The 23720-nt window shown below is 72.7% G+C and carries 23 protein-coding genes; 10 read left to right on the forward strand and 13 right to left on the reverse strand.

The window, feature by feature from the left end; genetic code table 11:
* The first annotated feature begins 20 nt into the window (after nucleotides 1-20).
* Nucleotides 21-713, forward strand: coding sequence for a DUF4142 domain-containing protein (locus ACLJOK_RS02020; protein ID WP_410815762.1), 693 nt, complete (start codon nucleotides 21-23; stop codon nucleotides 711-713).
* 107 nt (nucleotides 714-820) lie between these two features.
* Here the strand turns inward: ACLJOK_RS02020 and ACLJOK_RS02025 are convergent, their stop codons facing one another.
* The 5 genes from ACLJOK_RS02025 to ACLJOK_RS02045 form a co-directional block, all read right to left on the reverse strand.
* On the reverse strand, nucleotides 821-1108 hold the full coding sequence (locus ACLJOK_RS02025) for an Lrp/AsnC family transcriptional regulator (RefSeq protein WP_410815764.1): 288 nt from the start codon (nucleotides 1106-1108) through the stop codon (nucleotides 821-823).
* A 79-nt stretch (nucleotides 1109-1187) separates the two neighbouring features.
* A complete protein-coding gene (locus ACLJOK_RS02030; RefSeq protein WP_410815765.1) occupies nucleotides 1188-2057 on the reverse strand; it encodes an NDP-sugar synthase in 870 nt (289 codons plus the stop codon).
* Nucleotides 2054-2596 (reverse strand): NUDIX hydrolase, encoded by a 543-nt coding sequence (locus ACLJOK_RS02035; protein ID WP_091407528.1) that lies wholly within the window; start codon nucleotides 2594-2596, stop codon nucleotides 2054-2056. Before ACLJOK_RS02035 ends, ACLJOK_RS02030 begins: the two co-directional genes overlap by 4 nt.
* Before the next feature lie 53 nt (nucleotides 2597-2649).
* Complete coding sequence (locus ACLJOK_RS02040) at nucleotides 2650-4443, reverse strand: RelA/SpoT family protein (RefSeq protein WP_410819209.1); 1794 nt, start codon at nucleotides 4441-4443, stop codon at nucleotides 2650-2652.
* 126 nt (nucleotides 4444-4569) lie between these two features.
* Nucleotides 4570-6324: a DEDD exonuclease domain-containing protein gene (locus ACLJOK_RS02045; RefSeq protein ID WP_410815766.1), complete on the reverse strand. Its 1755-nt coding sequence runs from the start codon at nucleotides 6322-6324 to the stop codon at nucleotides 4570-4572.
* 127 nt (nucleotides 6325-6451) lie between these two features.
* Here ACLJOK_RS02045 and ACLJOK_RS02050 point away from each other — a divergent pair, with 127 nt between their 5' ends.
* Together ACLJOK_RS02050 and ACLJOK_RS02055 are read left to right on the forward strand one after the other, a co-directional pair.
* Nucleotides 6452-7903, forward strand: coding sequence for an NYN domain-containing protein (locus tag ACLJOK_RS02050; RefSeq protein WP_410815768.1), 1452 nt, complete (start codon nucleotides 6452-6454; stop codon nucleotides 7901-7903).
* A gap of 72 nt (nucleotides 7904-7975) precedes the next feature.
* Nucleotides 7976-8695 (forward strand): DinB family protein, encoded by a 720-nt coding sequence (locus ACLJOK_RS02055; protein WP_410815769.1) that lies wholly within the window; start codon nucleotides 7976-7978, stop codon nucleotides 8693-8695.
* Nucleotides 8696-8731: 36 nt separating this feature from the next.
* Here the strand turns inward: ACLJOK_RS02055 and ACLJOK_RS02060 are convergent, their stop codons facing one another.
* Nucleotides 8732-9265, reverse strand: a complete 534-nt coding sequence (locus ACLJOK_RS02060) for a hypothetical protein (RefSeq protein ID WP_410815771.1) — start codon at nucleotides 9263-9265, stop codon at nucleotides 8732-8734.
* A 221-nt stretch (nucleotides 9266-9486) separates the two neighbouring features.
* Here ACLJOK_RS02060 and ACLJOK_RS02065 point away from each other — a divergent pair, with 221 nt between their 5' ends.
* The 3 genes from ACLJOK_RS02065 (at nucleotide 9487) to ACLJOK_RS02075 (ending at nucleotide 12188) form a co-directional block, all read left to right on the forward strand.
* Nucleotides 9487-9705 carry a hypothetical protein gene (locus ACLJOK_RS02065; RefSeq protein WP_410815772.1) on the forward strand — a complete coding sequence of 73 codons (219 nt, stop codon included), beginning with the start codon at nucleotides 9487-9489 and terminating at the stop codon, nucleotides 9703-9705.
* Nucleotides 9706-9807: 102 nt separating this feature from the next.
* Entirely contained in the window at nucleotides 9808-11067 is a 1260-nt protein-coding gene (locus ACLJOK_RS02070) for a M48 family metalloprotease (RefSeq protein WP_410815773.1), read from the forward strand.
* Nucleotides 11064-12188, forward strand: a complete 1125-nt coding sequence (locus tag ACLJOK_RS02075; RefSeq protein ID WP_410815774.1) for a glycosyltransferase family 4 protein — start codon at nucleotides 11064-11066, stop codon at nucleotides 12186-12188. Before ACLJOK_RS02070 ends, ACLJOK_RS02075 begins: the two co-directional genes overlap by 4 nt.
* A gap of 13 nt (nucleotides 12189-12201) precedes the next feature.
* Here ACLJOK_RS02075 and ACLJOK_RS02080 read toward each other — a convergent pair whose 3' ends face one another.
* The 7 genes from ACLJOK_RS02080 to ACLJOK_RS02110 form a co-directional block, all read right to left on the reverse strand.
* On the reverse strand, nucleotides 12202-12864 hold the full coding sequence (locus ACLJOK_RS02080; RefSeq protein ID WP_410815775.1) for a lysophospholipid acyltransferase family protein: 663 nt from the start codon (nucleotides 12862-12864) through the stop codon (nucleotides 12202-12204).
* 20 nt (nucleotides 12865-12884) lie between these two features.
* Nucleotides 12885-13469: a TetR/AcrR family transcriptional regulator gene (locus tag ACLJOK_RS02085; RefSeq protein WP_410815777.1), complete on the reverse strand. Its 585-nt coding sequence runs from the start codon at nucleotides 13467-13469 to the stop codon at nucleotides 12885-12887.
* Between the two features lie 238 nt (nucleotides 13470-13707).
* Nucleotides 13708-15366 (reverse strand): putative bifunctional diguanylate cyclase/phosphodiesterase, encoded by a 1659-nt coding sequence (locus ACLJOK_RS02090; protein WP_410819211.1) that lies wholly within the window; start codon nucleotides 15364-15366, stop codon nucleotides 13708-13710.
* Between the two features lie 79 nt (nucleotides 15367-15445).
* Nucleotides 15446-16255, reverse strand: a complete 810-nt coding sequence (locus ACLJOK_RS02095) for an SAM-dependent methyltransferase (RefSeq protein ID WP_410815778.1) — start codon at nucleotides 16253-16255, stop codon at nucleotides 15446-15448.
* Between the two features lie 190 nt (nucleotides 16256-16445).
* A complete protein-coding gene (locus ACLJOK_RS02100) occupies nucleotides 16446-17114 on the reverse strand; it encodes a response regulator transcription factor (RefSeq protein WP_030337723.1) in 669 nt (222 codons plus the stop codon).
* A 7-nt stretch (nucleotides 17115-17121) separates the two neighbouring features.
* Nucleotides 17122-18813, reverse strand: a complete 1692-nt coding sequence (locus tag ACLJOK_RS02105) for a GAF domain-containing sensor histidine kinase (RefSeq protein ID WP_410815780.1) — start codon at nucleotides 18811-18813, stop codon at nucleotides 17122-17124.
* Nucleotides 18814-18827: 14 nt separating this feature from the next.
* Nucleotides 18828-20642: an AMP-dependent synthetase/ligase gene (locus ACLJOK_RS02110; protein WP_410815781.1), complete on the reverse strand. Its 1815-nt coding sequence runs from the start codon at nucleotides 20640-20642 to the stop codon at nucleotides 18828-18830.
* A gap of 118 nt (nucleotides 20643-20760) precedes the next feature.
* Here ACLJOK_RS02110 and ACLJOK_RS02115 point away from each other — a divergent pair, with 118 nt between their 5' ends.
* The 4 genes from ACLJOK_RS02115 (at nucleotide 20761) to ACLJOK_RS02130 (ending at nucleotide 23680) form a co-directional block, all read left to right on the forward strand.
* Nucleotides 20761-21216, forward strand: a complete 456-nt coding sequence (locus ACLJOK_RS02115; protein ID WP_410815782.1) for an SRPBCC family protein — start codon at nucleotides 20761-20763, stop codon at nucleotides 21214-21216.
* Nucleotides 21217-21247: 31 nt separating this feature from the next.
* Nucleotides 21248-21952, forward strand: a complete 705-nt coding sequence (locus tag ACLJOK_RS02120) for a hypothetical protein (RefSeq protein WP_410815783.1) — start codon at nucleotides 21248-21250, stop codon at nucleotides 21950-21952.
* A 76-nt stretch (nucleotides 21953-22028) separates the two neighbouring features.
* On the forward strand, nucleotides 22029-22976 hold the full coding sequence (locus ACLJOK_RS02125; protein ID WP_410815785.1) for an ROK family glucokinase: 948 nt from the start codon (nucleotides 22029-22031) through the stop codon (nucleotides 22974-22976).
* 11 nt (nucleotides 22977-22987) lie between these two features.
* Complete coding sequence (locus tag ACLJOK_RS02130) at nucleotides 22988-23680, forward strand: endonuclease/exonuclease/phosphatase family protein (RefSeq protein ID WP_354942540.1); 693 nt, start codon at nucleotides 22988-22990, stop codon at nucleotides 23678-23680.
* Nucleotides 23681-23720 lie beyond the last annotated feature (40 nt).

Genomic DNA, 23720 nt, shown 5'->3' on the forward strand with positions numbered 1-23720 from the left:
ACGTCTCAAGGGGGGGAAGCATGTTGGGTATCAAACGCCTCGGCCTGTTGGCCGCGCTGGTACTGGTCGGTGTCGCGCCGGCTGCGGCCGCGCAGGCCGCGGCACAGCCGTCAACGCAGGACACCCAGTACCTGCAGGCGGTACACCAGGTCAACCTGTTCGAGATCACCGCTGGTGACCTGGCTCAGCAGAAGGGTCAGGACCAGGGGGTCAAGGACCTGGGCGCAATGCTGAAGACCGACCACACCCAGCTGGACCAGACGGTGCAGCAGACCGCGTCGCAGCTCGGGGTGGAACTGCCGAACGAGCCCAGCGCCGATCAGCAGGCGGTCATCGACAAGCTGAACAACGCCAGCGGTGCGGAGTTCGACCGGCTCTGGGTGACCAGTGAGCTGGCCGGCCACGTCCAGTCCATCCAGGCCACCCAGACGGAGATCTCGCAGGGCTCCGAGCAGTCGGTGGTCCAGTTGGCGCAGACGGCGCTTCCGACGCTGCAGACGCACTACGACGAGTTGGTGGCGCTCGCCAACAAGCTCGGCATCCCGGTTCCGCAGACCAGCGCCAGCGGTACGCCCAGCCCGGGCGGCACCGGCACTGAGTCGCCGGCTCCGGGCGGCACTGTCACCGAGTCGCCGGCTCCGGGTGGCACCGGCACCGAGTCGCCGGCTCCGGGCGGCGGCACCACCGAGGTACCGGCTCCCAGCGAGAGCTGACGTAGCCACAGTAGACGGCCGGTCCACCCAAAACGGGGTGGGCCGGCCGCCCTGCGCGCGCTACGCGCCGCCGTGGGGGCGGCGCGGGCCCCGCAACGGCGAGCGGGTCAGTCGGTGCTGGCCAGACCGATCGCGAACGCCTCCTCCAGGTCGTGCTGGGAGTACGCCCGGAAGGCGATGTGCGACTCGGTGTTGAGCACGCCCGGGACCTTGGAGATGCTGCCCGCGATGACCTGTGCGATCTGGTCGAACTCGCGGACCCGGACGATGGCGATGAGGTCGACGTGCCCGGCCACCGAGTAGACCTCGCTGACGCCGGGAAGGTTGGCCAGGTTCTCCGCCACTTCGGGGATCGCATCGGTGGCGCAGTCGATCAGCACGATCGCGGTGATCACGGGGCATTTCTCCGTTCGTCGGCGTCGTCGCCCATGCTAGATGTTCCGGCCCGAGACCGGAGGCGGGAGCCGTCGGGGCTCAGCCCTGGGCGGGGCAGGGCACTGTCAGGTCGCTCCCGGCCCGGATCACGTTCCGCAGCCGCTCGCCGGCCCGTACTGTCGCGCCCGGCCACACCACTGTGCGGGACACGTCGCCGGCCACCCGCGCGCCCGCGCCGACGACCGACTCCACGCAGTGGCCGGTCACCGTCGCGGACTCCTCGACGAGAACGCCGCCGGCCGCGGCGTGCAGGTTGGCCGCCAGGTAGTCGGCCGGGGTGCCGGTGTCGAAGAAGGTGCCCGGGTAGGGCACCACGGCCAGGGAGCCCGCCGCCTCGGCCGGACGCCACACGGCGCGGACCAGGTCCGAGAAGACGACCGGCAGGTCCCGGACCAGCCGCCAGGGCAGCAGCGAGAAGCCCGTGAAGCAGTGCCCGGAGAAGGTGCCCGGCGCCGCCGGGTCCGGCGCGGGCTGGCCGAGCAGGCGTACGGTGTGCCCGTCCCAGCCGTCGAGCAGGGCGGCGACGTCCGGGCCCGGGGGAGCGGCCGGGTCGGCGAGGTACGCGTCGGCGTTGCCGACCAGGACCGGCCGCCCGTCGATCCAGTCCCGCAGGTTGGCCACCCCTCCCGCGGTGCCCAGTGGGTCGCCCGGCTCCACCGACAGGTGTGCGCGGTCGCCGACGTGCGCCACCACCTGGTCGCCGAGGTAGCAGGCGTTCACCGCAACCCGGCCGGGACCGGTCAGGCCCAGGCCGGCCAGCCGCGCCAACGCCCGGTCCAGCAGGGGTACGTTGCCCACCGGGCAGAGCGCCTTGGGCACCCGTTCGGTGAGCGGGCGCAGCCGCGTGCCCTCGCCGGCGGCCAGCACCACCGCGCACAGCTCCGCCGGAACACCGGCCGCGACGGTCACGGAGTGTCGTCGGGCACCGGCGGCGGGAACTGCCCGGCCAGAGGCCCGATGTCGTAGTAGGCGAGCAGCCGGGCCGTCGGCCAGGTCAGCTTGGGCAGGTCGTCCAGAGGGTGCCAGGCGGCCTCGAAGACCTCCCCGCCGTCGACGGTCAGCTCGGTGCTGGACGCCGGCACCTCGGCCTCGAAGACCATGTCCACCCAGCCCTTGGCATGCACGATCGCGTTCGGCACCGCCGGGCGGAGCCGGGACGGTGGGAGCCGGACGCCGGACTCCTCGAACAGCTCACGGGCCGCGCCCACCACCGGGGCCTCGCCCCGGTTGAGCAGGCCGGCGGGGAGTGACCAACCCTTGCCGGGGGGCTGGCGCAGCATGAGCAACCGACCCGCGCCCGTCGCCTCGGTGTCCCGGACCAGGGTCACCGCGCCGACGATGTACTTGGGTACGGCCAGCCGGACCAGACGCCGACGCACCGGCAGCGGCAGTCGGTAGAAGGCCTGGTAGAAGAGGGCCCGACCGGTGGCGCGGGAGCGGGGGATCATGACTCCAGGCTAGTGGTCACGAATGTCCTTCGGACGCGCCGGGGCCTGTCTGGTCACTGTCGATGGTCGACCAGGTCGATGAGCTGGCGAACCACGGTGTCCGGTTCGATCACCCGGTCGAAGACCGCGACCAGCAGGGTCTCCAGGTCGGGGTAGCCCAACTCCTCGGAGAGGCGCAGCAGCGGCAGGTCACTGGCGAGGCCCCGGTTGTGCTGGCGCAGGGCGAGCCCGATGGTGGCCCGACCGAGGCGCACCTTGTCACTGATCGTGATGCCCGGTTCGGTGTGCTCGGCGAACCACCTGTTGATCTGCATCTGCGCGTGCGGCGACTTGACGAAGGTCAGCCACTCCCGCCGGGGGCCGCGCGGCGCCACACCGGCCTCGAAGCCGTTGTCGCCGTCGTTCTCGGTGAAGATCTCCACCACGTCGCCCTCGTCCAGCTCCGAACTGAGCGGGGCGAGCCGACCGTTGATGCGTGTGGCGAGGCAGTGGTCGCCCCGGTCGTTGCCCAGCTCGTACGCGAGGTCGACAGGCGTGGCGCCGGCCGGCAGCACTACCTGCCGTCCGTCGGCGAAGACCTGGATCTGCCCCTCGGCCAGGTCGCAGCGCAACGACTCGTAAAACTGTGCCGGGTCGGCGGCGTCCGGCTCCCAGTCGAGCACCCGGCGCAGCCAGTCCAACTGCTCGGCGCGGGCCGCGGCGGTGCTGCTGCCGGAGTGGGGGAAACGGAAGTCGGCGGCGATGCCGTACTCGGCCGAGCGGTGCATCTCCTCGGTGCGGATCAGCACCTCCACCGTGCGGTCCTGGGGGCCGCAGACGCTGGTGTGCAGCGAACGGTAGAGGTTGTTCTTCGGTGAGGCTATGAAGTCCTTGAAACGGCCGGGCACCGGTCGCCAGGTGCCGTGGATCGCGCCCAGCGCGGCGTAACAGTCGGTGGCCGGGCCGTCGACCACCACCACGATGCGGGGCAGGTCGTACGGGGCGGTGTGGCCGCCGGCGATGGTGTCCTTCCAGATCGAGTACAGGTGCCGGGGACGGGGGCTCACCTCGGCGTCGACCCGGCTGCGGCGCAACGCCACCCTGGTCCGGGTGACCACCGAGTCGAGGTACGAATCCCAGCCCGGCCGATCGTGCACGTGCCGGGCCAGCCGGGCGTGCTCGTCGGGCTCAAGGTGCAGCAGCACCACGTCGTCCAGCTCGCGTTTGAGGGTCTGGATGCCCAGCCGGTCACAGAGCGGGACCAGCACCTCCTGGGTCTTGCGGGCGATCCGTTCCCGCGACGACGCCGAGCGCACCCCGAGCGTCCGCATGTTGTGCAGCCGGTCGGCCAGCTTGATGATCAGCACCCGGACGTCCTTGGCGGCCGCGACGATCATCTTGCGGACCGTCTCCGCCTCGGCGGCCTTGCCGTAGAAAGCCTTGTCGAACTTGGTCACCCCGTCGACCAGGTGGGCAACCTCGCCGCCGAAGTCCTCGGAGAGCGCCTGGAGGGTGTAGCGGGTGTCCTCCACAGTGTCGTGCAGCAGCGCCGCGACCAGGGTGGTGGTGTCCATCCCCAGCTCGGCGCAGATCTGCGCCACCGCGAGGGGATGGGTGATGTACGGTTCCCCGCTCTTGCGGAACTGCCCGCGGTGCATGTTCTCCGCGATCGTGTAGGCACGGCGCAGCACCGCGGGGTCGGTGCCGGCGTGGATGCCCCGGTGGGTGCGGACCAGTTGGGTGACCGGGTCCGAGTCGGTGGTTGGCCAGCTGAGCAGCGACCGCAGCCGGCGGGCGAGCGGCAGCTCACCCGGCTGTGTCGGCAGGGCGCCCCCCAGGGCGGCGCCGTGTCCGGCGTCGACGTCCACGAGGGACACCTCCTCACCCCGGCTCCGCATCGCCGGGACCCGGCGGGGGAGCAGGCCCACGAATCGGGCAGGACTGCACTTCTCTAACAGCCTAAGCGAGTCGACGTCGTCCGATCGGTCAGTTGGTCATGAGCGTTCGGTCGAGAGTTGGTGGGACGCGCCGCCCTCGGCCTTCGCCAGCAGGTCACGGAACCGGGCCGCGCCACTCGCCGGAGAGGACCAACCGGAGGACATCTCGACGAGTCGGGTCTCCGGTCGCTCCAACCAGGACAGGATCCGCTCGGACTCCTCGGCGGTGGCGGCCGGCACCGGGCCGTGCCCGCCCGACACCGTCTCGGCGGTGGCCCGGATCGTGGTCAAGGTGGGTCGCGGGTGCACGCCCGGCGGGGACACCCCCGCGCCGGCCAGCCGGCCGTGCCGGACCAGCGCCAACTCCCAGCCGCCCCGGGCGGCCGGCCGGGCGGCGGCCAACTCGACGATCCCGGTCAGCGCGGCCAGCCGCTGCATCCGCACGGTGGCCCGCAGCACGGCGGCCAGCCGGGACCGCACCACTGCGGCCTCCTCGTAGCGCTGGTCACGGGAGAGCACGTCGATCCGCGCGAGCAGGGCGTCCACCACCGGCTGGGGGTCGCTGGCCGTCGCTGTGCGGAAGGGCGCGGCGGCGCTGTCGTCGTACTCCTCGGGGGTGATCTTGTGTTCGCAGGGCGCCGGGCAGCGACCCAGCTCGGCCAGCGCGCAGGCCGGCGTGACGGTACGCAGCGAGAGCCGGTGCGTGCACTGGCGCAGCGGCACCGCGTCGTGGAAACCGGCGGCGGCCAGCTCGGCGGCCCGCCGGGAGGTGAACGGCCCGAGGTACGCGGTGTCGGTGGGGGAGAGATCGCGGACGATCGACAGCCGAGGGTACGGACCGTCGGTCAGTTTGAGCCAGACCATCCGTTCCGGGTATTTGGACCGGCGGTTGTACGGCGGGGCGTGCGCGGCGATCAACCGCAGCTCACGGACCTCGGCCTCCAACGAGTGGGCGCACTCCACCGCCTCGACCCGCTCCGCCGCGCCCAGCATCTCGGAGATCCGGGCACGCTTCTCGCCGGCGGTGAAGTAGCTGCGCACCCGGGTGGCGATGTCGACCGAGGTGCCCACGTAGAGCGGCCGGTCGTCGGCGGCCCGGAAGATGTAGACCCCCGGAACCTTGGGCAACCCCTCGGCCAGGTGTCGTTTGCGGCGCTGGGTCGGGGTGACCGCGCGGGCGAACTCGATGGCGTCGCCGACCGTGTCCACCCGGTGCCCGCCCAGCCGGCCGATCAGCCCGTGCAGCACGTCGACGGTGGCCTTCGCGTCGTCCAAGGCCCGGTGGGTGGGCTGGGTGGGGGTGCGGAAGTAGGCGGCCAGGGTGCCCAGCTTGCGGTTGGGCACCTCGTCGCGGGTCAGCACCCGGCGGGCGAGCGCCGCCGTGTCCAGCACTCGGGGGTTGGGCCAGCGGTATCCGTGCTTGGCGCAGGCGGCCTTGAGGAAGCCCACGTCGTACGGGGCGTTGTGGGCCACCAGCACCGCGTCGTCGATGAACTCCAGGAAGCTCGGCAGCACCTGCTCGATCGGTGGCGCCGGCACCAGCATGGCCTGGGTGATGCCGGTCAGCACTGTGATGAACGGCGGAATCGGCTGGCCCGGGTTGACCAGGGTCGCCAGCACCCCCAACTGCTCGCCACCGCGCACCTTGACCGCGCCGATCTCGGTGATGCCGCCGCCGTCCGGCGCGCCGCCGGTGGTCTCCAGGTCGACCACCACGAAGGTGGTCGCGTAGAGCGGCAGCGCCGGGTCCACCCCGCCCACCGCCGGGTCGAGACCGGCCAGTGACTCCTGGACGTACTCCGCCTGTGCCATCGGCGGCACGCTAGCGCCACGGTCCGACACTCCCGTCGCAGCGGTCCCATCCGTCACCATGGGGCTAGGATGAGAGATCGGCTCACTCACCGGGCGGTGGGCCCGGTCGCGGTGGGAGACTTGCCACATGCCCCTCACCGAGCCGTACGACGACCACCTCCCGCAGGAGGATCCGGTCGCGCTCGACGGGGCCCTGGGCAACCCGGACGACAACGTAGTCAACGACACATCTGGCGCATCGGGCCCGACCACGGGCGACGGCCCCGCCGCCGAGCCGGAGCCGACCCTGCCCGAGCCGGTCCGGCAGCGGATCGTGACGCTGACCGCCGCGGTGCTGCCCACCCTTCCCACCGACGAGGTCCCGGTGCCGTTGCGCCGGGTGGCCAAGTTCGCCCCCAACCGACGCGCCCGGCTCGGCGCGCCGGTCATCGCCGCTCAGCTCACCGCCGACCCGCTGTTCCGGCAGCGGGTCACCGCACGGGTCCTGGCCGACGCCGGTGACCTCGGGGCGGCAGTGGTCGAGGGCACCGCACCGGCCGCCGCCGACCCGGTCGAGGTGGCCGCGCTGGCCTACCTGGCCCGGCCCCGTGGTTGGCGGGAGCTGATCGACGCCAGCGGCGCGGCCGTTCGCGCCGAGGCGGACAGCGCCGTCGTCGCCGAGTTGGTCCGCGAGGCCGAGCAGCGGGCCACCCGGGCCGAGCACGACCGCGCGGTGGCCCGGGTCGAGGCCGAGAAGCTCCGTGACGAGCTGGCCCGCGTCCGCGAGGAGCTGGGCCAGCTCCGCGAGGAGTCCCGGCAGGTGGCCCGTACCTTGCGGGAGACCCAGGCCCGCGAGCGGAAGGCCACCGAGCTGCTGGCCACCGAGCGCGGCCGGGCCGCCCGCGCCAGCGCCGACGTGGACGCCGAACTCCGCCGCGCCCGAGCCCGGCTGGCCGAGGCCGAGGCCTCCGCCGGGGTGGCCCGGGCCAGCGCCAAGGAGGCGCGCTCGGTCGACGACGCCCGGCTCTGGCTGCTCCTGGAGACCATCGGCCAGGCCGCCGTCGGGCTGCGCCGGGAGCTGGCGCTCGACCCGGTGGACAAACTCCCCGCCGACTTCGTCGCCGACGCCTTCGCCGAGCAGCCGGGCACCGCCCCGGCCGGCCCCGCCGCCCGCGCGCGGGACACCGACGACCCGGCCCGGCTCGACCAACTGCTCGCCCTGCCCCGGGCGCACCTCGTGGTGGACGGCTACAACGTCACCAAGCGTGGCTTCGGCGAGATGTCCCTGGAGCAGCAGCGCAAACGCCTGATCACCGGGCTGGGCGGGATCGCCGCGCAGACCGGCGACGAGGTCACAGTGGTCTTCGACGGCGCCGAGCGGATGCACGGGCTGCCGCCCGCGCCGCGCGGCGTACGGGTGCTCTTCTCCCGCAAGGGAGAGACCGCCGACGAGCTGATCCGGCGACTGGTGCGCGCCGAGCCGTCGGGCCGGCCGGTGGTAGTGGTCTCATCGGACCGCGAGGTCGCCGACGGGGTACGCCGGCACGGGGCGTACCCGCTGGGCGCGGACTCGCTGCTACGGCGGCTCGCCCGCTCCTGACCCGCCGTGGGCTGTCCGGCTGTCGTACCCGAGCGCTAGCGTCGCTGCTGTCGCTGACGGGAGGGAGTCGCCATGGCACAGGACGACGTCAAGGACTTCGTCGACCGGGACCTGCGGGGTGCCCGGTTCAACAGGTCGACGCTGGCCGCTGCGGTGATGCGCGGCGTCGATGTGGATGCTCTGGACATCGACGCGCCGTGGTTGGCCGAGGGCACGTTCCTGATCAACGGCGTCGATGTCGTGCCGCTGGTCGAGGCCGAGCTCAACCGACGATTTCCCGGGCGCGACCTCCGACAGGCCAAGAATCCGGACGACCTCCGCGTGGCGTGGGCGGCACTCGAACGGGCCTGGGCGGCGGCGGTCGACCGGGCTGTGTCCATGCCCGAGGGTGCCGTCGACGTGTCGATCGACGGGGAGTGGTCGTTCGCGCAGACACTGCGCCACCTCGCGTTCGCCGCCGACACCTGGCTGGGCAAGGCGATCCTGCGCCTGCCGCAACCCTTCCACCCGCTCGGGCAACCACACGCCGAGTACGAGACGGACGGCTTCGACATCTCGATCTTCGCCGTCGAGCAGCCGACGTTCGCCGCGACCCTGGAGCTACGGGCCGAGCGGCAGGCGATGGTGCGCGACTTTCTCGCAGCCGTCACGCCGGACCTGCTCGCCGAGACACGGCCGGCCGCCTGGTGGCCCGAGAAGCAGGTGTCCGTCCTGCACTGCCTTCACGTGATCTTCGACGAGGAGTGGCAGCATCTCCGCTTCGCCCTGCGTGACCTCGACGCACAGGGCTGAGCTCTCGCCCCCGACGGCCGCTCGGGCTGTGGCCGGTCAGGTTGTCGGTAGTCGCCGGGCCAGCTCACGACGCAGCGCGTCGGGGCCCGGCGTCATCCAGGTGAGCCGGACGACCAGCTCGTAGGGGCCGCGTCCGGGAGTCGACCACTGCCCGGGTCGCATGGGGGGCCGCGTCTGCTCCGGGTCGAGTGGCCTGACCACCAGCCGCGGGTCCAAGCGGCCTCGCACCTGGGCGCTGGCCATGTTGACCCAGTCGATGCTGAGCCCGGTCCCGTTCGGTCCGCTCAGGTGCAGCGTCTCGTCGGTCAGCCGCAGCGGCAGACGAGGCTGACGGCGCAGCTGCCAGTTCGTGGTCAGCCCGACGATGGCGCCGATCATGCCGAACCGCAGCAGCACCTGCCACCACACCTCGTCGAACACCATTGTGTAGAAGGCGAGGAGAGCCGCGGCGCCCAGCACAACGAGGACCATGGCGAGGCGGTGTCGGCGCGGGGAGTACCGGAAGTCCACGACGGACGAAGCATCGAGGTCGGCCACCATCGCCCAGTGCCCGGGTGGCCGGTCGGTCAAACGATGCCCTTCTTCGCTTGATCGACACGAGTTCCTTGATGTCGGGGGTTCCGGCCGGGTGGGATACCCCGATTTCGCTGATCTGGAGTGGATCTAGCCCTGAAACGGGCGGTCGGACGGGGTTCCTGTCGTACCCGGTGGATAGTGTCGATGTCACCGACGGTGCTCGGTCGGCGACGGCGAGAATCGCCCCGGGCGCCGCGAGCCGATCAGGAGGCGTGATGCTCATCGACTGCGACGGGTGCGCGAAGCGGGCCGACGGCTGTTCCGGCTGCCCGCTGACCGCCCTGTTCGACGAGACGTCCCCGGCGGCCGGGTTGGTCGCCGCCGAGGTCGAGGCCATCGAGGTGTTCGCCCGGGCCGGCTTCGACGTGGAGGTGTTGGCCGCACCCGCGCGCCCGGAGGCGGCTCGGCCTCGTGCCATCCGCCGCGTCGCCTGAGCGCGACACCGCGCCCGGAAGCGGGCTTCTCGCGGGCCATAGGATGAGCGGTCACGGCGGGAGGAGCGGCGCGATGAACGGGGAACAACGGGCGGTGACGCGGTGACCCCGCGCGGCTGGGCGCTGCTGACCCTGGCCGGGCTGACCCTCGCGCTGGTAGTGCTGGCCGCGCTGCTCATCCCGTGGCACCGCCCGCCGGCACCCCGGGCCGACCAGCTCGCCGCGCTGGGTGACCTGCCGGCCGAGCAGGTGGCAAAGGGTAGGGAGTTCCGGGCCGCGCTGCGCCCCGGCAGCTATGCCGCGCTCGCCGTGGGGCTGCTGATCGCCCTCGCGCTCGGGTTGACACCGCTGGGCAGTCGCCTGGTGGAGCTGGTGGGCCGGCCGTTCGGTGGGCACTGGGCCGCACAGGCGGTGCTCGGCGGGTTGGCGGTGGTGCTCGTCGCCGACCTGGTGACGCTCCCGTTCGCCGCCTGGCGGCAGAGCGTGCTCACCCGCTACGGGTTGAGCACCAACGGCTGGAGCGGCTGGGCGGTCGACCTGCTCAAGTCGTACGCGGTCAGTGCGGTGATCGGCGCGGTGGCGCTGTTCGGCTTCTACGCGGTCATCCGGCTCGCGCCGCGCTGGTGGTGGGCGTTCGGCGCGGCCGGCGCCGCGGTGCTGGTGGTGCTGCTGTCGTTCGTGCTGCCGGTGCTGGTGGAGCCGGTGTTCAACCGGTTCACCCCGATGGAGCAGGGCCCGTTGCGCACCGAGCTGATGAGCATGGCCGCCCGCGACGGGGTGCCGGTTCGCGACGTGCTGGTCGCCGATGCATCCCGCCGCACCAGGGCGGTCAACGCGTACGTCTCCGGTCTCGGGCCGACCCGACGGGTGGTCGTCTACGACACGCTGCTGCACGAGGCGACCCCGGCCGAGGTGACCGCCGTCGTGGCGCACGAGTTGGGGCACGCGAAGGACTCCGACGTGGCGGCCGGCACGCTGACCGGGGCGCTGGGCGCCGCGGCCGCCGTGGTGGCGCTCTACCTGCTCGGCTCGTGGGGGCCACTGCTGCGGCTGGCCGGTGTCGACTCGGTGGCCCAACCGCGCGCGTTCCCGCTGCTGGTCGCTCTGGTCACGGTGGCCGGGTTGGTTGCCGCGCCGGTGCAGGCGCTGATGTCCCGACAGGTCGAGGCCCGGGCCGACGCGCACGCGCTCGCGCTCACCAACGACCCGGAGTCCTTCGAGTCGATGCAGCGCCGGCTGGGCTCGGTCAACCTCGGCGACCCCGACCCGCCCCGCTGGGAATACCTCTATTCGGCCTCACACCCGTCCACAGTGGAGCGGATGGCCGCCGCCCGCGCGTACGCCCGGGAGGCCGGCCGATGAACCGCACCCTGCTGATCACCAATGACTTTCCGCCCCGCCCGGGTGGGATCCAGTCGTTCGTGCACAACCTCGCGGTCCGTCAACCGGCCGGCTCTGTTGTCGTCTACGCGTCGAGCTGGCGCGGTGCCGCGAAGTTCGACGCCGACCAGCCGTTCGAGGTGATCCGGGAGCGCACCCGGGTGCTGTTGCCCACCCCGTTGATCGCCCGCAGGGCGGCCAGGTTGGCGCGCGCGTACGACTGCGACACCGTCTGGTTCGGCGCGGCGGCCCCGTTGGGTCTGCTCGCGGCCGGCCTGCGGCGTCGGGCCGGCATCCGTCGGGTGGTGGCACAGACCCACGGCCACGAGGTCGGTTGGGCGGCGGTGCCGGCCGCCCGGCCGGCGCTGCGGCGCATCGGTCGAGGTGTGGACGTGACCACCTATCTCGGCGAGTACACACGTAGTCGGTTGGCCCGGGTGCTGGACGGGGTGACCGATCTGCGCCGTCTCGCGCCCGGGGTCGACGTGGACACCTACCATCCGAGCGTGGACGGTGAACAGGTCCGGGCCCGGCTCGGGTTGACCGACCGGCCGGTGGTCGTCTGTGTGTCCCGGCTGGTGCCGCGCAAGGGTCAGGACACCCTGATCCGGGCCCTACCGGAGATCCGCCGCCGGGTGCCCGACGCGGCGCTGTTGATCGTCGGTGGCGGGCCGTACCGGGCGACCCTGGAGAAGCTGGCCCGCCAGACCGGTGTGGAACGGGATGTGGTGTTCACCGGCACGGTGCCGTCGGTCGAGTTGCCGGCGCACTACGCGGCCGGCGACGTCTACGCGATGCCGTGCCGCACCCGCAACCGTGGCCTCGACGTCGAAGGGCTGGGCATCGTCTACCTGGAGGCATCCGCGACCGGCCTGCCGGTGGTCGCCGGTGACTCCGGGGGCGCACCGGACGCGGTCCGGGAGGGGGAGACCGGCTACGTCGTGCGCGGCCGGGACGTCGCCCAACTCGCCGACCGGGTCGCCCGGCTGCTCGCCGACCGGGACCTGGCTCGTCAGCTGGGCGCGGCCGGCCGGGCGTGGGTGGAACGGGAGTGGCGCTGGGAGGCGCAGGCGGAACGCATGGCGGCACTGCTCGCCGGCTGATCGCCGCCCGCGTTCAGCTCTCCCGGGTGGGCGCGTAGCGCGGCACGTACTCCTGGCCCGTGAGCTGCTGGATCGCCGCCATCACCTCGTCGGTGACCGTCCGGATGTCACGCGGCCCGGTGATCCGGTCGGCGACCGGGATCGGCGGGCCGAATCGCAGTGTGACGGGGTGTCGACGGGGCAGCCGCGCGTCGACCGGCAGCACCTCGGCGGTGCCGAGCACGCCGACCGGGATGATCGGCACCTCGGCGTCGCGGGCCAACCGGGTCATCCCGACCCGGCCCCGGTAGAGCCGCCCGTCGGGGGAGCGGGTGCCCTCCGGGTAGACGGCGACCAGGCCGCCGGCGCGCAGCACCGGTATGGCGGCGTCGAGGGCGCGCAGGGCGGCCCGGCCGTCGGCGCGGTCGACCGGGATGGCGCCCATGCCGGCGACGATCCGCCGGTTGAGCCAGCCGGCCGGACCTCGCCCGTTGAAGTACTCGACCTTCGCCCAGAAGGTGACGTGTCGGGGCGTCGAGGCGACGAGAAACAGCTCGTCGGCGACGGACAGGTGATTGCCGGCGAGGATCGCGCCGCCGTGTCGGGGCAGATGCTCCAGCCCTTCCACCCGGGGTCGCCAGCCAAACCGCAGCGTGGTGCGGACGGTCAGCTTGGTGACGTCGTACAGCAGGGGCACGTGTCCTCCGGGGTCGAGTTTCAGGCGGGCGCGGGGCCGAGGTGGGCCTCCAACGCGGCGCGCAGCAGGGCGTCGTCGTCGGTGGCGCCGGTGGCCAGCGGCAGGCTGCCCCAGGCCCAGAGTTGGGCGATGCCGTGCAGGTTCGCCCAGAGCGCGCCGGCCAGCACCGCCGCGGGCGCGTCGGTGGGCCGGCGCGTCTGCGCCACCAGATCGGCCAGCATTGCGAACAGCGGCAGGCTCGTCTCGCGCAGCCGAAGCCGGCCGCTGTCCAACAGGTCGTGGCGGAACATCAGCTCGAACATGCCGCGGTGGGCCGCCGCGAAGTCCAGGTACGTCCGGGCCAGCGCGGTCAATCGGGTACGCGGGTCCGGATCGACGTCACGCAACGTCCGCTCGACCTGTGCGGTGAGGTCGGCGAAGCCCTCCCTGGCGATGGCGGAGAGCAGGTCGACGTGGGTGGGGAAGTAGCGGCGCGGCGCGCCGTGCGAGACCCCGGCACGACGGGCGATCTCCCGCAGCGACACCGCCGACTGGCCCTCGCGCAGCAGCAGGTTCACTCCGGTGGCCACCAGCCGCGCCCGCAGCCCGGTCTCGTCCGCGTCCATAGACAGTGTCTACCAGCCGTAGTAGACGCTGTCTACCTCCAGTGGGGGATCCCGCTCGTCCACTCGTCAGTTGGGGCCGGCTCAACCGCCGACCAGCGTGTCGCGGCATCACGCTCAACGGAGAGTCTCGCCCAGACTCACCCCGTGCCGCCGATGTCTTCGATCAGCCGGCTCGACCCGAACCTCGTGTGATCCACCCCGGTTTCATGAAGATGCGGCGTTCTGGTGTCAGGGATGTTCAGCGGATGCGGGCCAGGATGCGATCGGCGGGGGCCGGGCGGCCGAAGTGCCAGCCCTGGGCGGCGTCGCAGCCGATCGCGCGTAGCCGCTCGGCCTGCCCGGCGGTCTCCACCCCTTCGGCGGTGACGGTCAGGTCCAGCGCGTGCGCCAGCGAGACCAGCGAGGCGAGGATCCGCTCGTCGGTGCGGCCGACGGAGGGCGACCGCAGGCCGGCCACGAACTCCCCGGCCACCTTCAGTTCGGTCACCGGCAGGTCCCGCAGGTACGCCAGGTTGCTGTAACCGGTGCCGAAGTCGTCGATGGCGATGCGTACCCCGAGGTCGGCAAGGACCCGCAGTGCGCGGACCGGCTCCTCGGCGGTGCTCATCATCGTGCTCTCGGTGATCTCCAGTTGGAGCCGCTCCGGTGGCAGGCCGGTCTGCCGCAGCAGCGCGCGGACCTCCTGCACCAACCCGGGCCGGTGCACCTGTCGTACGGCCAGGTTGACGCTGACGAACGGCGCGGCGGCACCCCCGGCCGACCACGCCTCGGCCTCGCGGCACGCCTCGGCCAGCACCCATCCGCCCAACTGGACGATCAGGCCGGTCTCCTCGGCCAACCCGATGAAGCTGTCCGGGCGCAGCACCCCCAACTCGGGGTGCCGCCAGCGGACCAGCGCCTCCACGCCGACCAGGCTGCCGTCGCGCAGTGAGGTCAGCGGCTGGTAGTCGAGGTAGAACTCGCCTCGCTCCAACGCCGCCGGGATGGCCGCGGAGAGCGCGTAGCGGGCCAGTTCACGTTGGTTGCGCTCGGCGTCGTAGAGCGCCCAGCGCGCCCCACCGGCGGACTTCGCCCAGTGCAGCGTGCTGTCGGCGGCCCGCATCAGGTCCGTGGGGTTGGCCCCGGCCACCTGGCGCTCGACGATGCCGATGCTCGCCGAGATCTGCAGCTCGTGCCCGTCGACCAGTGCCGGTGTGCGTACCGCGGCGAGCGCGGTCTCGGCCACCGCCACCATGTCGTCGGTGCCGGCGGTGCGCTCCACCAGGATGACGAACTCGTCGCCGCCGAGCCGGGCCACCAGGTGCTCGCCCATGGCCTTGCGCAGCCGTTCGGCCACAGTGGCCAGCAGCAGGTCACCGATCTGGTGGCCCAGGGTGTCGTTGACCACCTTGAAGCGGTCCAGGTCCAGGAAGCACACCCCTACCCGCTGCGCGCCCCGGCCCGGCTCGTTGAGCGCGGCGGCGAGGCGTTCGGTGAACAGCGTCCGGTTGGGCAGGCCGGTGAGCGGGTCGTGGGTGGCCTGATGCCGGAACCGGGCCTCGCTGGCCCGCAGCGCCCGCTCGGCCTGGGTGCGGGCCCGCATGGCGGCGCGGCGGATCGACTCCTGCTCGTCGAGCGTCCGGTCGCGCAGCGCGCGGGCGTAACCGGTCGCCACTGCCGCCAGCAGCCGGGCCATCCGGTCCTCGACGTCCTCGGCCACCAGACCCAGGTCGCGCACCAGACGGAGCTGGATGACCTCGACGGTACGACCCAGCCCCTCGGCGGAAGCGATGTGCGCGGCGACCAGTTCGGCGCCGACCCGGTGCCCGGCACGCAGGTCGAACGGCTCGGTGAGCAACGCCCCGGCCAGTTGCCCGGTGAGCCGGTCCAGCAGGGACTCCAACTGGGCCTGGGTCATCGGTAGGTAACTGGTGCCGGAGACCGCCTTCGCCCAGGCCCGGGCGAACGTCCCCGGGTAGGGGGTCGCCCCGGGCGACTCAGTCACCGAGGCGCCCGACGCCGCCCATGAAGACCGCGCGCTCGGCGTCCTCCGCGCTCTCCGGGGTGTCCGGTCGCCACTCGGGCACCCAGACCACGCCGGGGTCGAGAAGCTCGAACCCGTCGAAGAGCGCGGTCAGCTCGGCCCGGCTGCGCACTGACAGCGGGTTGTCGGTGCGCCGGTAGACCCGCTCCGCCTCGGCGCGTTCGTCCTCGCTGCGCCCGTCGTCGCTGGCCTGCGACAGCACCAGGAAGCTGCCGGGCGCCAAGGCGTCCCGCAGCGTCCGCAGCAGCTCCGCCGGCCGGTCGTCGTCGGAGACGAAATGCAGGACGGCCACCACCATCACGGCCACCGGTTGACTCAGGTCGAGCAGCTTGCGGACGTCCGGATGGGCCAGGATCGCCTCCGGGTTGCGCAGGTCCTCCTGCACGACCACGGCCTGCTCGTTGCCGGCGAGGATCTCGCGGCTGTGCGCCACCGCCACCGGGTCGACGTCCACATAGACCACTCGCGACCGCGGGTCGAGCTGCTGGGCGATCTCGTGCACGTTGCCGACGGTCGGGATGCCCGAACCGATGTCCAGGAACTGCCGGATTCCGGCGTCGGCGAGGTGGTGCACGGCCCGGCGCAGGAACGCCCGGTTGGCCTGGGCCATCAACGGCGCCTCGGGCACCGCGGCGACCATCGCCTGCGCCGCGGCCCGGTCGGCGGCGAAGTTGTGCGAGCCGCCGAGGTAGTAGTCGTACATCCGCGCGACGCTCGGGCGCTCGATGTCGATGGTGTCGGGTGCCCAGTCCGGCCGCTGCATGCGTTTCACCCCTCGAATCCGCGATGCGAGCGTCGTCGCCCGCGCGGGTATTGTGCACCCGCCACGCACGCCAGACCATAGCGCGCCGAAGGTTGCCCGCCGACGTCGGTCGATGCGCGACGGTCCGCGCCGGGGAGAAGCTGGCGCGGACCGTCGGTCGCGTCGTCCCGCTCGACGAGCGGGAGGCCTGTCAGAACTTCGGCGCGTCCGGTGCCTCGAGCAGGCCGAGCCGGAGTGCGGTCATCAGGGCCTGAGCCCGGTTGGCCGCGCCGAGCTTCTCGTAGAGCTTCGAGATGTGCGTCTTCGCCGTGGACTCGCTGACGAACAGCTGCTTGGCGATGCCCGCCACGCTCATGCCGTCGGCGAGCAGCCGCAGCACCTGCCCCTCGCGGGGAGACAACTGCGGGCCGGACGGGGCGAGCCGACGCTTCATCGCCTCGGCCAGGTCGGCCGCTGTGAACGCGCTGGGGGAGGAGGCGGCGTGCCGTGCGGCGGCCACCACCTCGTCGGCCGGGGCGGTCTTCGGCACGAAGGCGCTCGCGCCGGCCTCCAGAGCCCCGAAGAGCTGGTCGTCGCCGGCGTACATGGTCAGCACCACGATGCCCATCGACGCGCTGGACTTGCGCAGTGCGCGGGTGGCCTCCAGGCCGCTGCCGTCGGGCAGCCGCAGATCCATGATCACCACGTCCGGCTGCAAGGCGCCGGCCTGGCGTACCCCCTCCGCCGCCGTGGCCGCCTCACCGACGACCTCGAACTGGCGGTCGCGCTCGAAGGCGTGCCGCAAACCCTTGCGAATCAGGTCATGATCGTCGACAAGGAGGACCTTGGTACGGGTGGCCGGTATCGGACTTGTGGTCATCCTCGGGTTACTCCCCTTCTGGTGCTGCGCTGCCGCGCACGTTATCGCGCCGGGCCGAGGTGCCGAGAACCACCGCCACAGTCGTGCCGCTGGGTTGCCGCGGCCTGATCTCCAACCGGCCCCGGATACGTTCCGCCCTCTCGGCCATGATCGCAAGACCGTACCGCCCGTCCGGGCGCTGGTCAGCCATCCCCTGACCGTCATCCGACACTTCTATTTGCGCGTACGGGGGGTCGATCTCACACGTGACCCACAAATTCGACGCCCCGGCGTGCTTGCGCGCGTTGGTCACCGCCTCCTGCGCGATGCGCAGCAACTCGGCCTCGGTGGCGGCCGGCAGGCGGGCGGTGGACTCGTCCAGCGAGAGGTGCACCCGCAGCCCGCCGGACGCGCCCACCGTGCGCGCGTACTCGGCGATCGCCGCGGCCAACCCACCCTGCCGGTCCACCTCGCTGCGCAGCTCGAAGAGGCTCAGCCGCAGCTCCTGGATCACCCGGGTCACCTCGCCGCGCAGCGTACGCAGGGCCTCGGCGGTCTCGTCGGCGTCGTCGAAGACGGTGGCCAGGGCGTTGTCGATGCCGTAGCCGACCATCACCAGTTCCTGGGCCACCCCGTCGTGGATCTCCCGGGCCAGCCGCTGCCGCTCCTCGTTGGTGGCCAGCGAGCGCACCTCGTCGAAGAGCAGCGCCGCCTCCAGTCGCAGCGCGGCCGGACGGGTCAGCGCGGTCACCCGGGACACCACCGGCGGCGGGTACGCCTGCGCGACGTCGGCCTCCAGCACCACCAGCCCCACGGTGCGCACCCCGGCGACCAGCGGAATGATCAGCGCGGACACGTCGCCGCCGCGGTGCGAACGGGACTGCGAACGGGCGGCAGTGGTGGCCTGCTGGGTGGCCCAGGCGTCGGCGATCGCCGAGTCCGCGTCCAGCGTCGTCTCCCAGTCCACCCGGTCGACGCCGGCCTGGGCGAGCACCACGAGCCGACCCCCGCCGCTGGCCGACAGCACCGCGCCCCGGTCCGCGCGGGCCACGGTGCGCAGCTCCTCGATCAGGTGCTCGGAGATGCCGCCCGGGTCCAGGGTCGCCCCGGGCAGTTGCCGGGCCACAGTGCGCAGCTGGGTCAGCAGCCGGGTGGCCTCGGCGTACGGCTGGGGTTTGCCCTCACCGCGGACCGCCATCACCCGGTGTAGCGTGCCGGCGGCGTAGAGCCCCAGCGCGGCCAGGATCAGCCACTGCGCGCAGACCGCGAGGTAACCCAGCTGGCCGAGCTGGGGCCCACCGTCGACCCGGGTCAGCGCACCGCTGAGCAGCAGGGTGGCGGCGGTGACCACGAGCAGCGCGGCGCCCTCCGGGAAGCGGCGGCGCAGCGCGGTGACGGTCACCGGCACCGCCAGGTAGGGCAGCACCGCCGACGCGCCCAGGCCGTCGACAGTGCCGCCGATGGACGCCACCGCGGCGACGTGGCTCGCGGCCAGCCCCAGCACCACCACCTCGGCCACCCGGCCCAGCGTGCCGACCAGCCGGTGCTGCGGTGCCAGCAGCGACGGCAGCCCGGCCACCGCCAGCAGCGCGATCCACCACAGCTGGGTGACGTCGCGGGTGGCGAACAGGGTCAGGATGGCGACCAGCGCCAGCATCACCAGGCGGGCGGCCGCGGCGAGGGGATGCGGGTGCGGTGCGGTGGCTGTGGATGCGGGCACGTGACGGATGGTAGTCAGCCTCGGTAGATATCGGCGATCTCCGCCGCGTACGTCTTGTGGACAACCTGGCGCTTGACCTTGAGCGACGGGGTCAGCTCGCCGGTCGCCTCGGTGAAGTCGTGGGGCAGGACCCGGAACACCTTGATCGCTTCGGCCTTCGACACGGCCTGGTTCGCGGTGTCGATCGCGGCCTGGATCTCCTTGCGGAGGCCCTCGTGCTCGCGCAGCTGCTCGATGGTGGTGTCGAGGGGCATCCCGGCGTTCTCCAGCCAGGTCGGCAGCGCCTCCTCGTCGACGGTGACCAGCGCCGCGATGAACGGCTTCCGGTCACCGACCACGACACACTGGCTGATCAGCGGGTGCGCCCGGACCAGGTCCTCCAGCACCGCCGGGGCGACGTTCTTGCCGCCGGCGGTGACGATCAGCTCCTTCTTGCGGCCGGTGATGCTCAGGTAGCCGTCCGAGTCGAGCTGGCCCAGGTCGCCGGTGCGGAACCAGCCGTCGGCGCTGATCGTCTCGGCGGTCGCGGTCTCGTTGCGCCAGTAACCCTGGAAGACCAGCTCGCCGGAGATCAGGATCTCGCCGTCGTCCTCGATCCGCACGGTCACGCCGGGCAGCGGACGGCCCACACTGCCCATCCGGGTGCCGCTGGGCAGGTTCGCGGCGGCGGCGGGCGAGGTCTCGGTGAGGCCGTAGCCCTCCAGGACCGTCACGCCGATGCCCCGGAAGAAGTGGCCCAGCCGGGCGCCGAGTGGCGCGCCGCCAGAGATCGCGTCCCGGCACCGTCCGCCGAGCGCGGCCCGCAGCTTGCGGTAGACCAGCCGGTCGAAGACGACGTGCTGGGCGCGCAGCGCCAGGCCTGGTCCGCCCGGGGTCTCCAGCGCCTCGCTGTACGCGATGGCCACCTGCTCGGCGCGGGCGAAGATGCCGCCCTTGCCGTCCGCCTCGGCCTTCTGCTTGGCGGCGTTGTAGACCTTCTCGAACACCCGGGGTACGGAGAGCACGAAGGTCGGCCGGAACGCCTGCAGCTCGGCGACCAGGTTCTTGGTGTCGGCGCAGTGCGCCATCGTGGCTCGTGCCTGCACGACGCCGATCTGGATGAGTCGGGCGAAGGCGTGCGCCAGCGGGAGGAAGAGCAGGGTGGTCGCGCCGGCGTTGAACAGGTTCGGCAGCACCGGCACCGCGTTGGCGATGTCGGCGTACATGTTGCGGTGGGTGAGCACGCAGCCCTTGGGTCGGCCGGTCGTGCCGCTGGTGTAGATGATCGTGGCCAGGTCGCCGGCGCGGACGGCCTTGCGCCGCCGCTCGACCTCGGCCAGCTCGACAGTGGCGCCGGTGGTGACCAGCTCGTCGACCCCGCCGCTGTCGATCTGCCAGACCTGGCCCAGCTCGGGCAGCCGGTGCCGGACACCGGCGATCAGGGCGGCGTGCGCCTCGCTCTCCACCACGACGGCGACCGCGTTGGAGTCCTCGAGGATCCACGCGGCCTGCTCGGCGCTGGACGTCTCGTAGATCGGCACGGTCACCGCGCCGACGGCCCAGATGGCGTAGTCCAGCAGTGTCCACTCGTAGCGGGTGCGGCTCATCAGCCCGACCCGGACACCGGGCTCGATGCCGGCGGCGATCAGCCCGCGGGCCACGGCGGCCACCTCGTCGCGGAACTGGAGGCAGGTCACCTCGGTCCAGGCGGTGACGGCGCCGTCACCGCTCGCGGTGGGTCGGGCGAACTGGACGGTGTCGGGCGCGACTTCGGCGTTGTCCCAGACCGGATCGGTGAGGTTGGCCGCGTCGCCAACTGTGACGATCGGCGGGACGGAAAACTCGCGCACCTGCACTCCTTCGTGCTCGCACTGGCTGGGCCGGCCGCCGCCGTGGCGTCGGCATGTGACGAAACCTACCCGGCGGGCGGTCGGGGTGAGACATCCAGGAGGCGGGTAGCCTCCCCCCATGGCGGACTCCTCCACCCAGTCGATCATCATCGGCGCCGCACCGAATCGGGTGACGGCGGTCATCTGCGACTTCGCGCGCTACCCGGAGTGGACCGACGCTGTGCGTCGCGCCGAGGTCGTCGAGGAGTACGAGGACGGCTACGCCAGTCAGGTGCGTTTCACCATCGACGCCGGGGTCATGGCCGACGAGTACGTGCTCGCCTACGAGTACGCCGAGGACCTGTCCCGGATCGAGTGGCACCTGGTCGCGCCCTCGAAGATGCAGAAGGCCCAGCGTGGTTCGTACGACCTGGTGGGTAACCCGGACGGCAGCACCACTGTGACCTACACGCTGGAGGTCGACCTGTCGGTCGGCATGCTCGGGATGTTTCGGCGCAAAGCCGAGAAGATGATCATGGACACCGCGTTGAAGCAGCTCAAGCGCCGGGTAGAAGCAACCGGGGCGGCGCAGTGACGTGTCCGGTGGCACGGTAGAGGAGCCGACGGTGAGCGGAACGGATCCGGGTTCGGCCCGGGAAGAGGCGGAGCGGCTGGTCGCCACCCTGCTGGCGGGGGCGCGACTGGCCTCCGCGGGCTCGGCGGGCGGCGCGTTCGGCTCGTTGGGCGGGATGCTGTCCGGTGTCCTCGGTCACAGCGCGGGCCCGGACGCACGCTCCGGCACCGGTGGTGCTTTCGCCACCGGTTCGGCCGAATGCTGCGTCTGCCCGGTCTGTCGGGGCATCGCCGCGTTGCGGGACCCGAGTCCGGAATTCGCCGAACGGCTCGCGACCGGCGCCGGCGACCTCGCCGCGGGCGTCGCCAGCCTGCTCCGCGCGTTCACCCCGGCGGAACCGTCTGCACCGAGCCCCGCCGAGCCGACCGCGGAGCCGACCGCCCCGCCCTCGCCGGCACCCACCGCGAGCACCGACGACGTGTTCCCCGCGCCGGCACCGAGCGCCCCGCCCACCGCGACCGTCGACGACCACGTGTGGCGCGATGCCACCCGTACCGGGCATGATTCTCAGCCGGCGCCGGAGCGGGATGTCTGGTCGGTCGCCACCCGGACGGCGGACCCACTCGCCCCGGCCGCCGTACCACCCGTCGACGAGGCCGGGACGGCGACCGTACCGGCACCGACCACCCGTCCCGTGGTGCCCGCCTCGCGGGTGCCCGATGACGCCGACGCGGAAGCATCGGGCGACGGCGCCTGAGCGCGGGACCTTCCGACCCGGACCGGCAATGGGCCGGGACCGGGGCCGGAGAGCACAGCAGAGGGGGGCGGTAGCGGTGACGCTGACCATCGGAGTCGACGTCGGTGGCACGAAGGTGGCCGGCGGTGTCGTGGACGACACCGGCGCGGTCCTCGTGCAGACCCGACGGGACACTCCCGCCGATGACGTGGCCAAGACCCGCGACGTCATCATCGAGTTGGTCGGCGAGCTGGCTGCCGGGCGGACCATCGAGGCCGTCGGCATCGGCGCGGCCGGTTGGATCGACGCCAGCCGTTCGACTGTGCTCTTCGCTCCCAACCTGGCCTGGCGTGACGAACCGCTGCGCGAGTACGTCAGCGAGGCCGTCGGGCTGCCCGTGATCGTGGAGAACGACGGGAACGTCGCCGCGTGGGCCGAGTTCCGCTACGGCGCGGCCCGCGACGCCGACGACTCGATGATCATGTTCACCATCGGCACGGGTGTGGGCGGCGGCATCGTCCTCGGCGGCGACCTGATGCGCGGCGCGCACGGCATCGCCGCGGAGTTGGGCCACATGCTGGCCGTGCCGGACGGGCACCAGTGCGGCTGCGGCCGGCTGGGCTGCATCGAGCAGTACGCCAGCGGCAGCGCCCTGGTCCGGTTCGCCCGGGCCGGCGCCCGGCAGGAGCCCAACCGGGCCGCCGCCCTGCTGAAGCTGGCCGGCGGCGAGGCCGAGGCGATCACCGGCCCGATGGTGACCGCCGCCGCGCAGGGCGGCGACCCGGTCTCCGCCGAGGCGTTCGCCCAGATCGGCCGGTGGCTGGGCACCAGCCTCGCCGACATGGCGCAGATCCTCGACCCGCAGACCCTGGTGGTCGGCGGCGGGGTGATCGACGCCGGTGAGCTGCTGCTCGGCCCCACCCGCCGCTCGTACCTCGACGCGCTCGCCCAGCGTGGTCGCCTGCCGGTGGCCGAGGTGCTCCCGGCGGAGCTGGGCAACAGTGCCGGGGTGATCGGCGCCGCTGACCTGGCTCGCCGGATCTGAGGCGGTCCAGGATGGGCGTGCCGCTGCGCGTGGTGTCGTACAACATCCACAGCCAGCGCGACGACACCGCCGCCCTGGCGGCGGTGGTCCGGGCCGCGACACCGGACGTGGTGATCGTGCAGGAGGGGCCGCGCCGGTTCCGGTGGCGGCAGAAGTCCGCCACGTTGGCCGAGTCGTTCGGTCTGGTGGTGGCCGCCGGTGGGCTGCCCGCCCTGGGCAACCTGCTCCTGACCAGCCTGCGGGTCCAGGTGCTGGGCACCCGCTGCCAGCGCTTCCCGCTGACCCCCGGCCGGCACCTGCGCGGCGCCGCGTACGCCGACTGCCGGGTCGGTGACGCCCGGTTCACCCTCGCCGGCTCGCACCTGTCCACCGACCCGGCCGAGCGGCCCTCCCAGGCCACCGAGTTCAAGCGTGGCCTGGACGCGGCGACCAGCCCGGTGCTTGCCGGGGCGGACCTCAACGAGGGCCCGGACGGTCCCGCCTGGGCCACCGTGTCGCGCGGGTTGACCGACGCGGCGGTGGCGGCCGACCGGGCCGAGCGGCTCACCTACTCCTGCGCCGACCCGCGCCGGCGCATCGACGCGCTCTTCGTCGACCCGCGGATCACAGTGGTCGACTACGACGTGGTGGACACCCCGCAGACCCGCCGGGCCAGCGACCATTTCCCGGTCCTGGTCGACCTGCTGCTGCCCACCACCGGCTGACCCCCGACCCCGGCTCGACAGTCCGCGGGTCCGGCTCAGG

It is taken from the genome of Micromonospora sp. 050-3 (genome assembly GCF_046549335.1).
Lineage (GTDB): Bacteria > Actinomycetota > Actinomycetes > Mycobacteriales > Micromonosporaceae > Micromonospora > Micromonospora trifolii.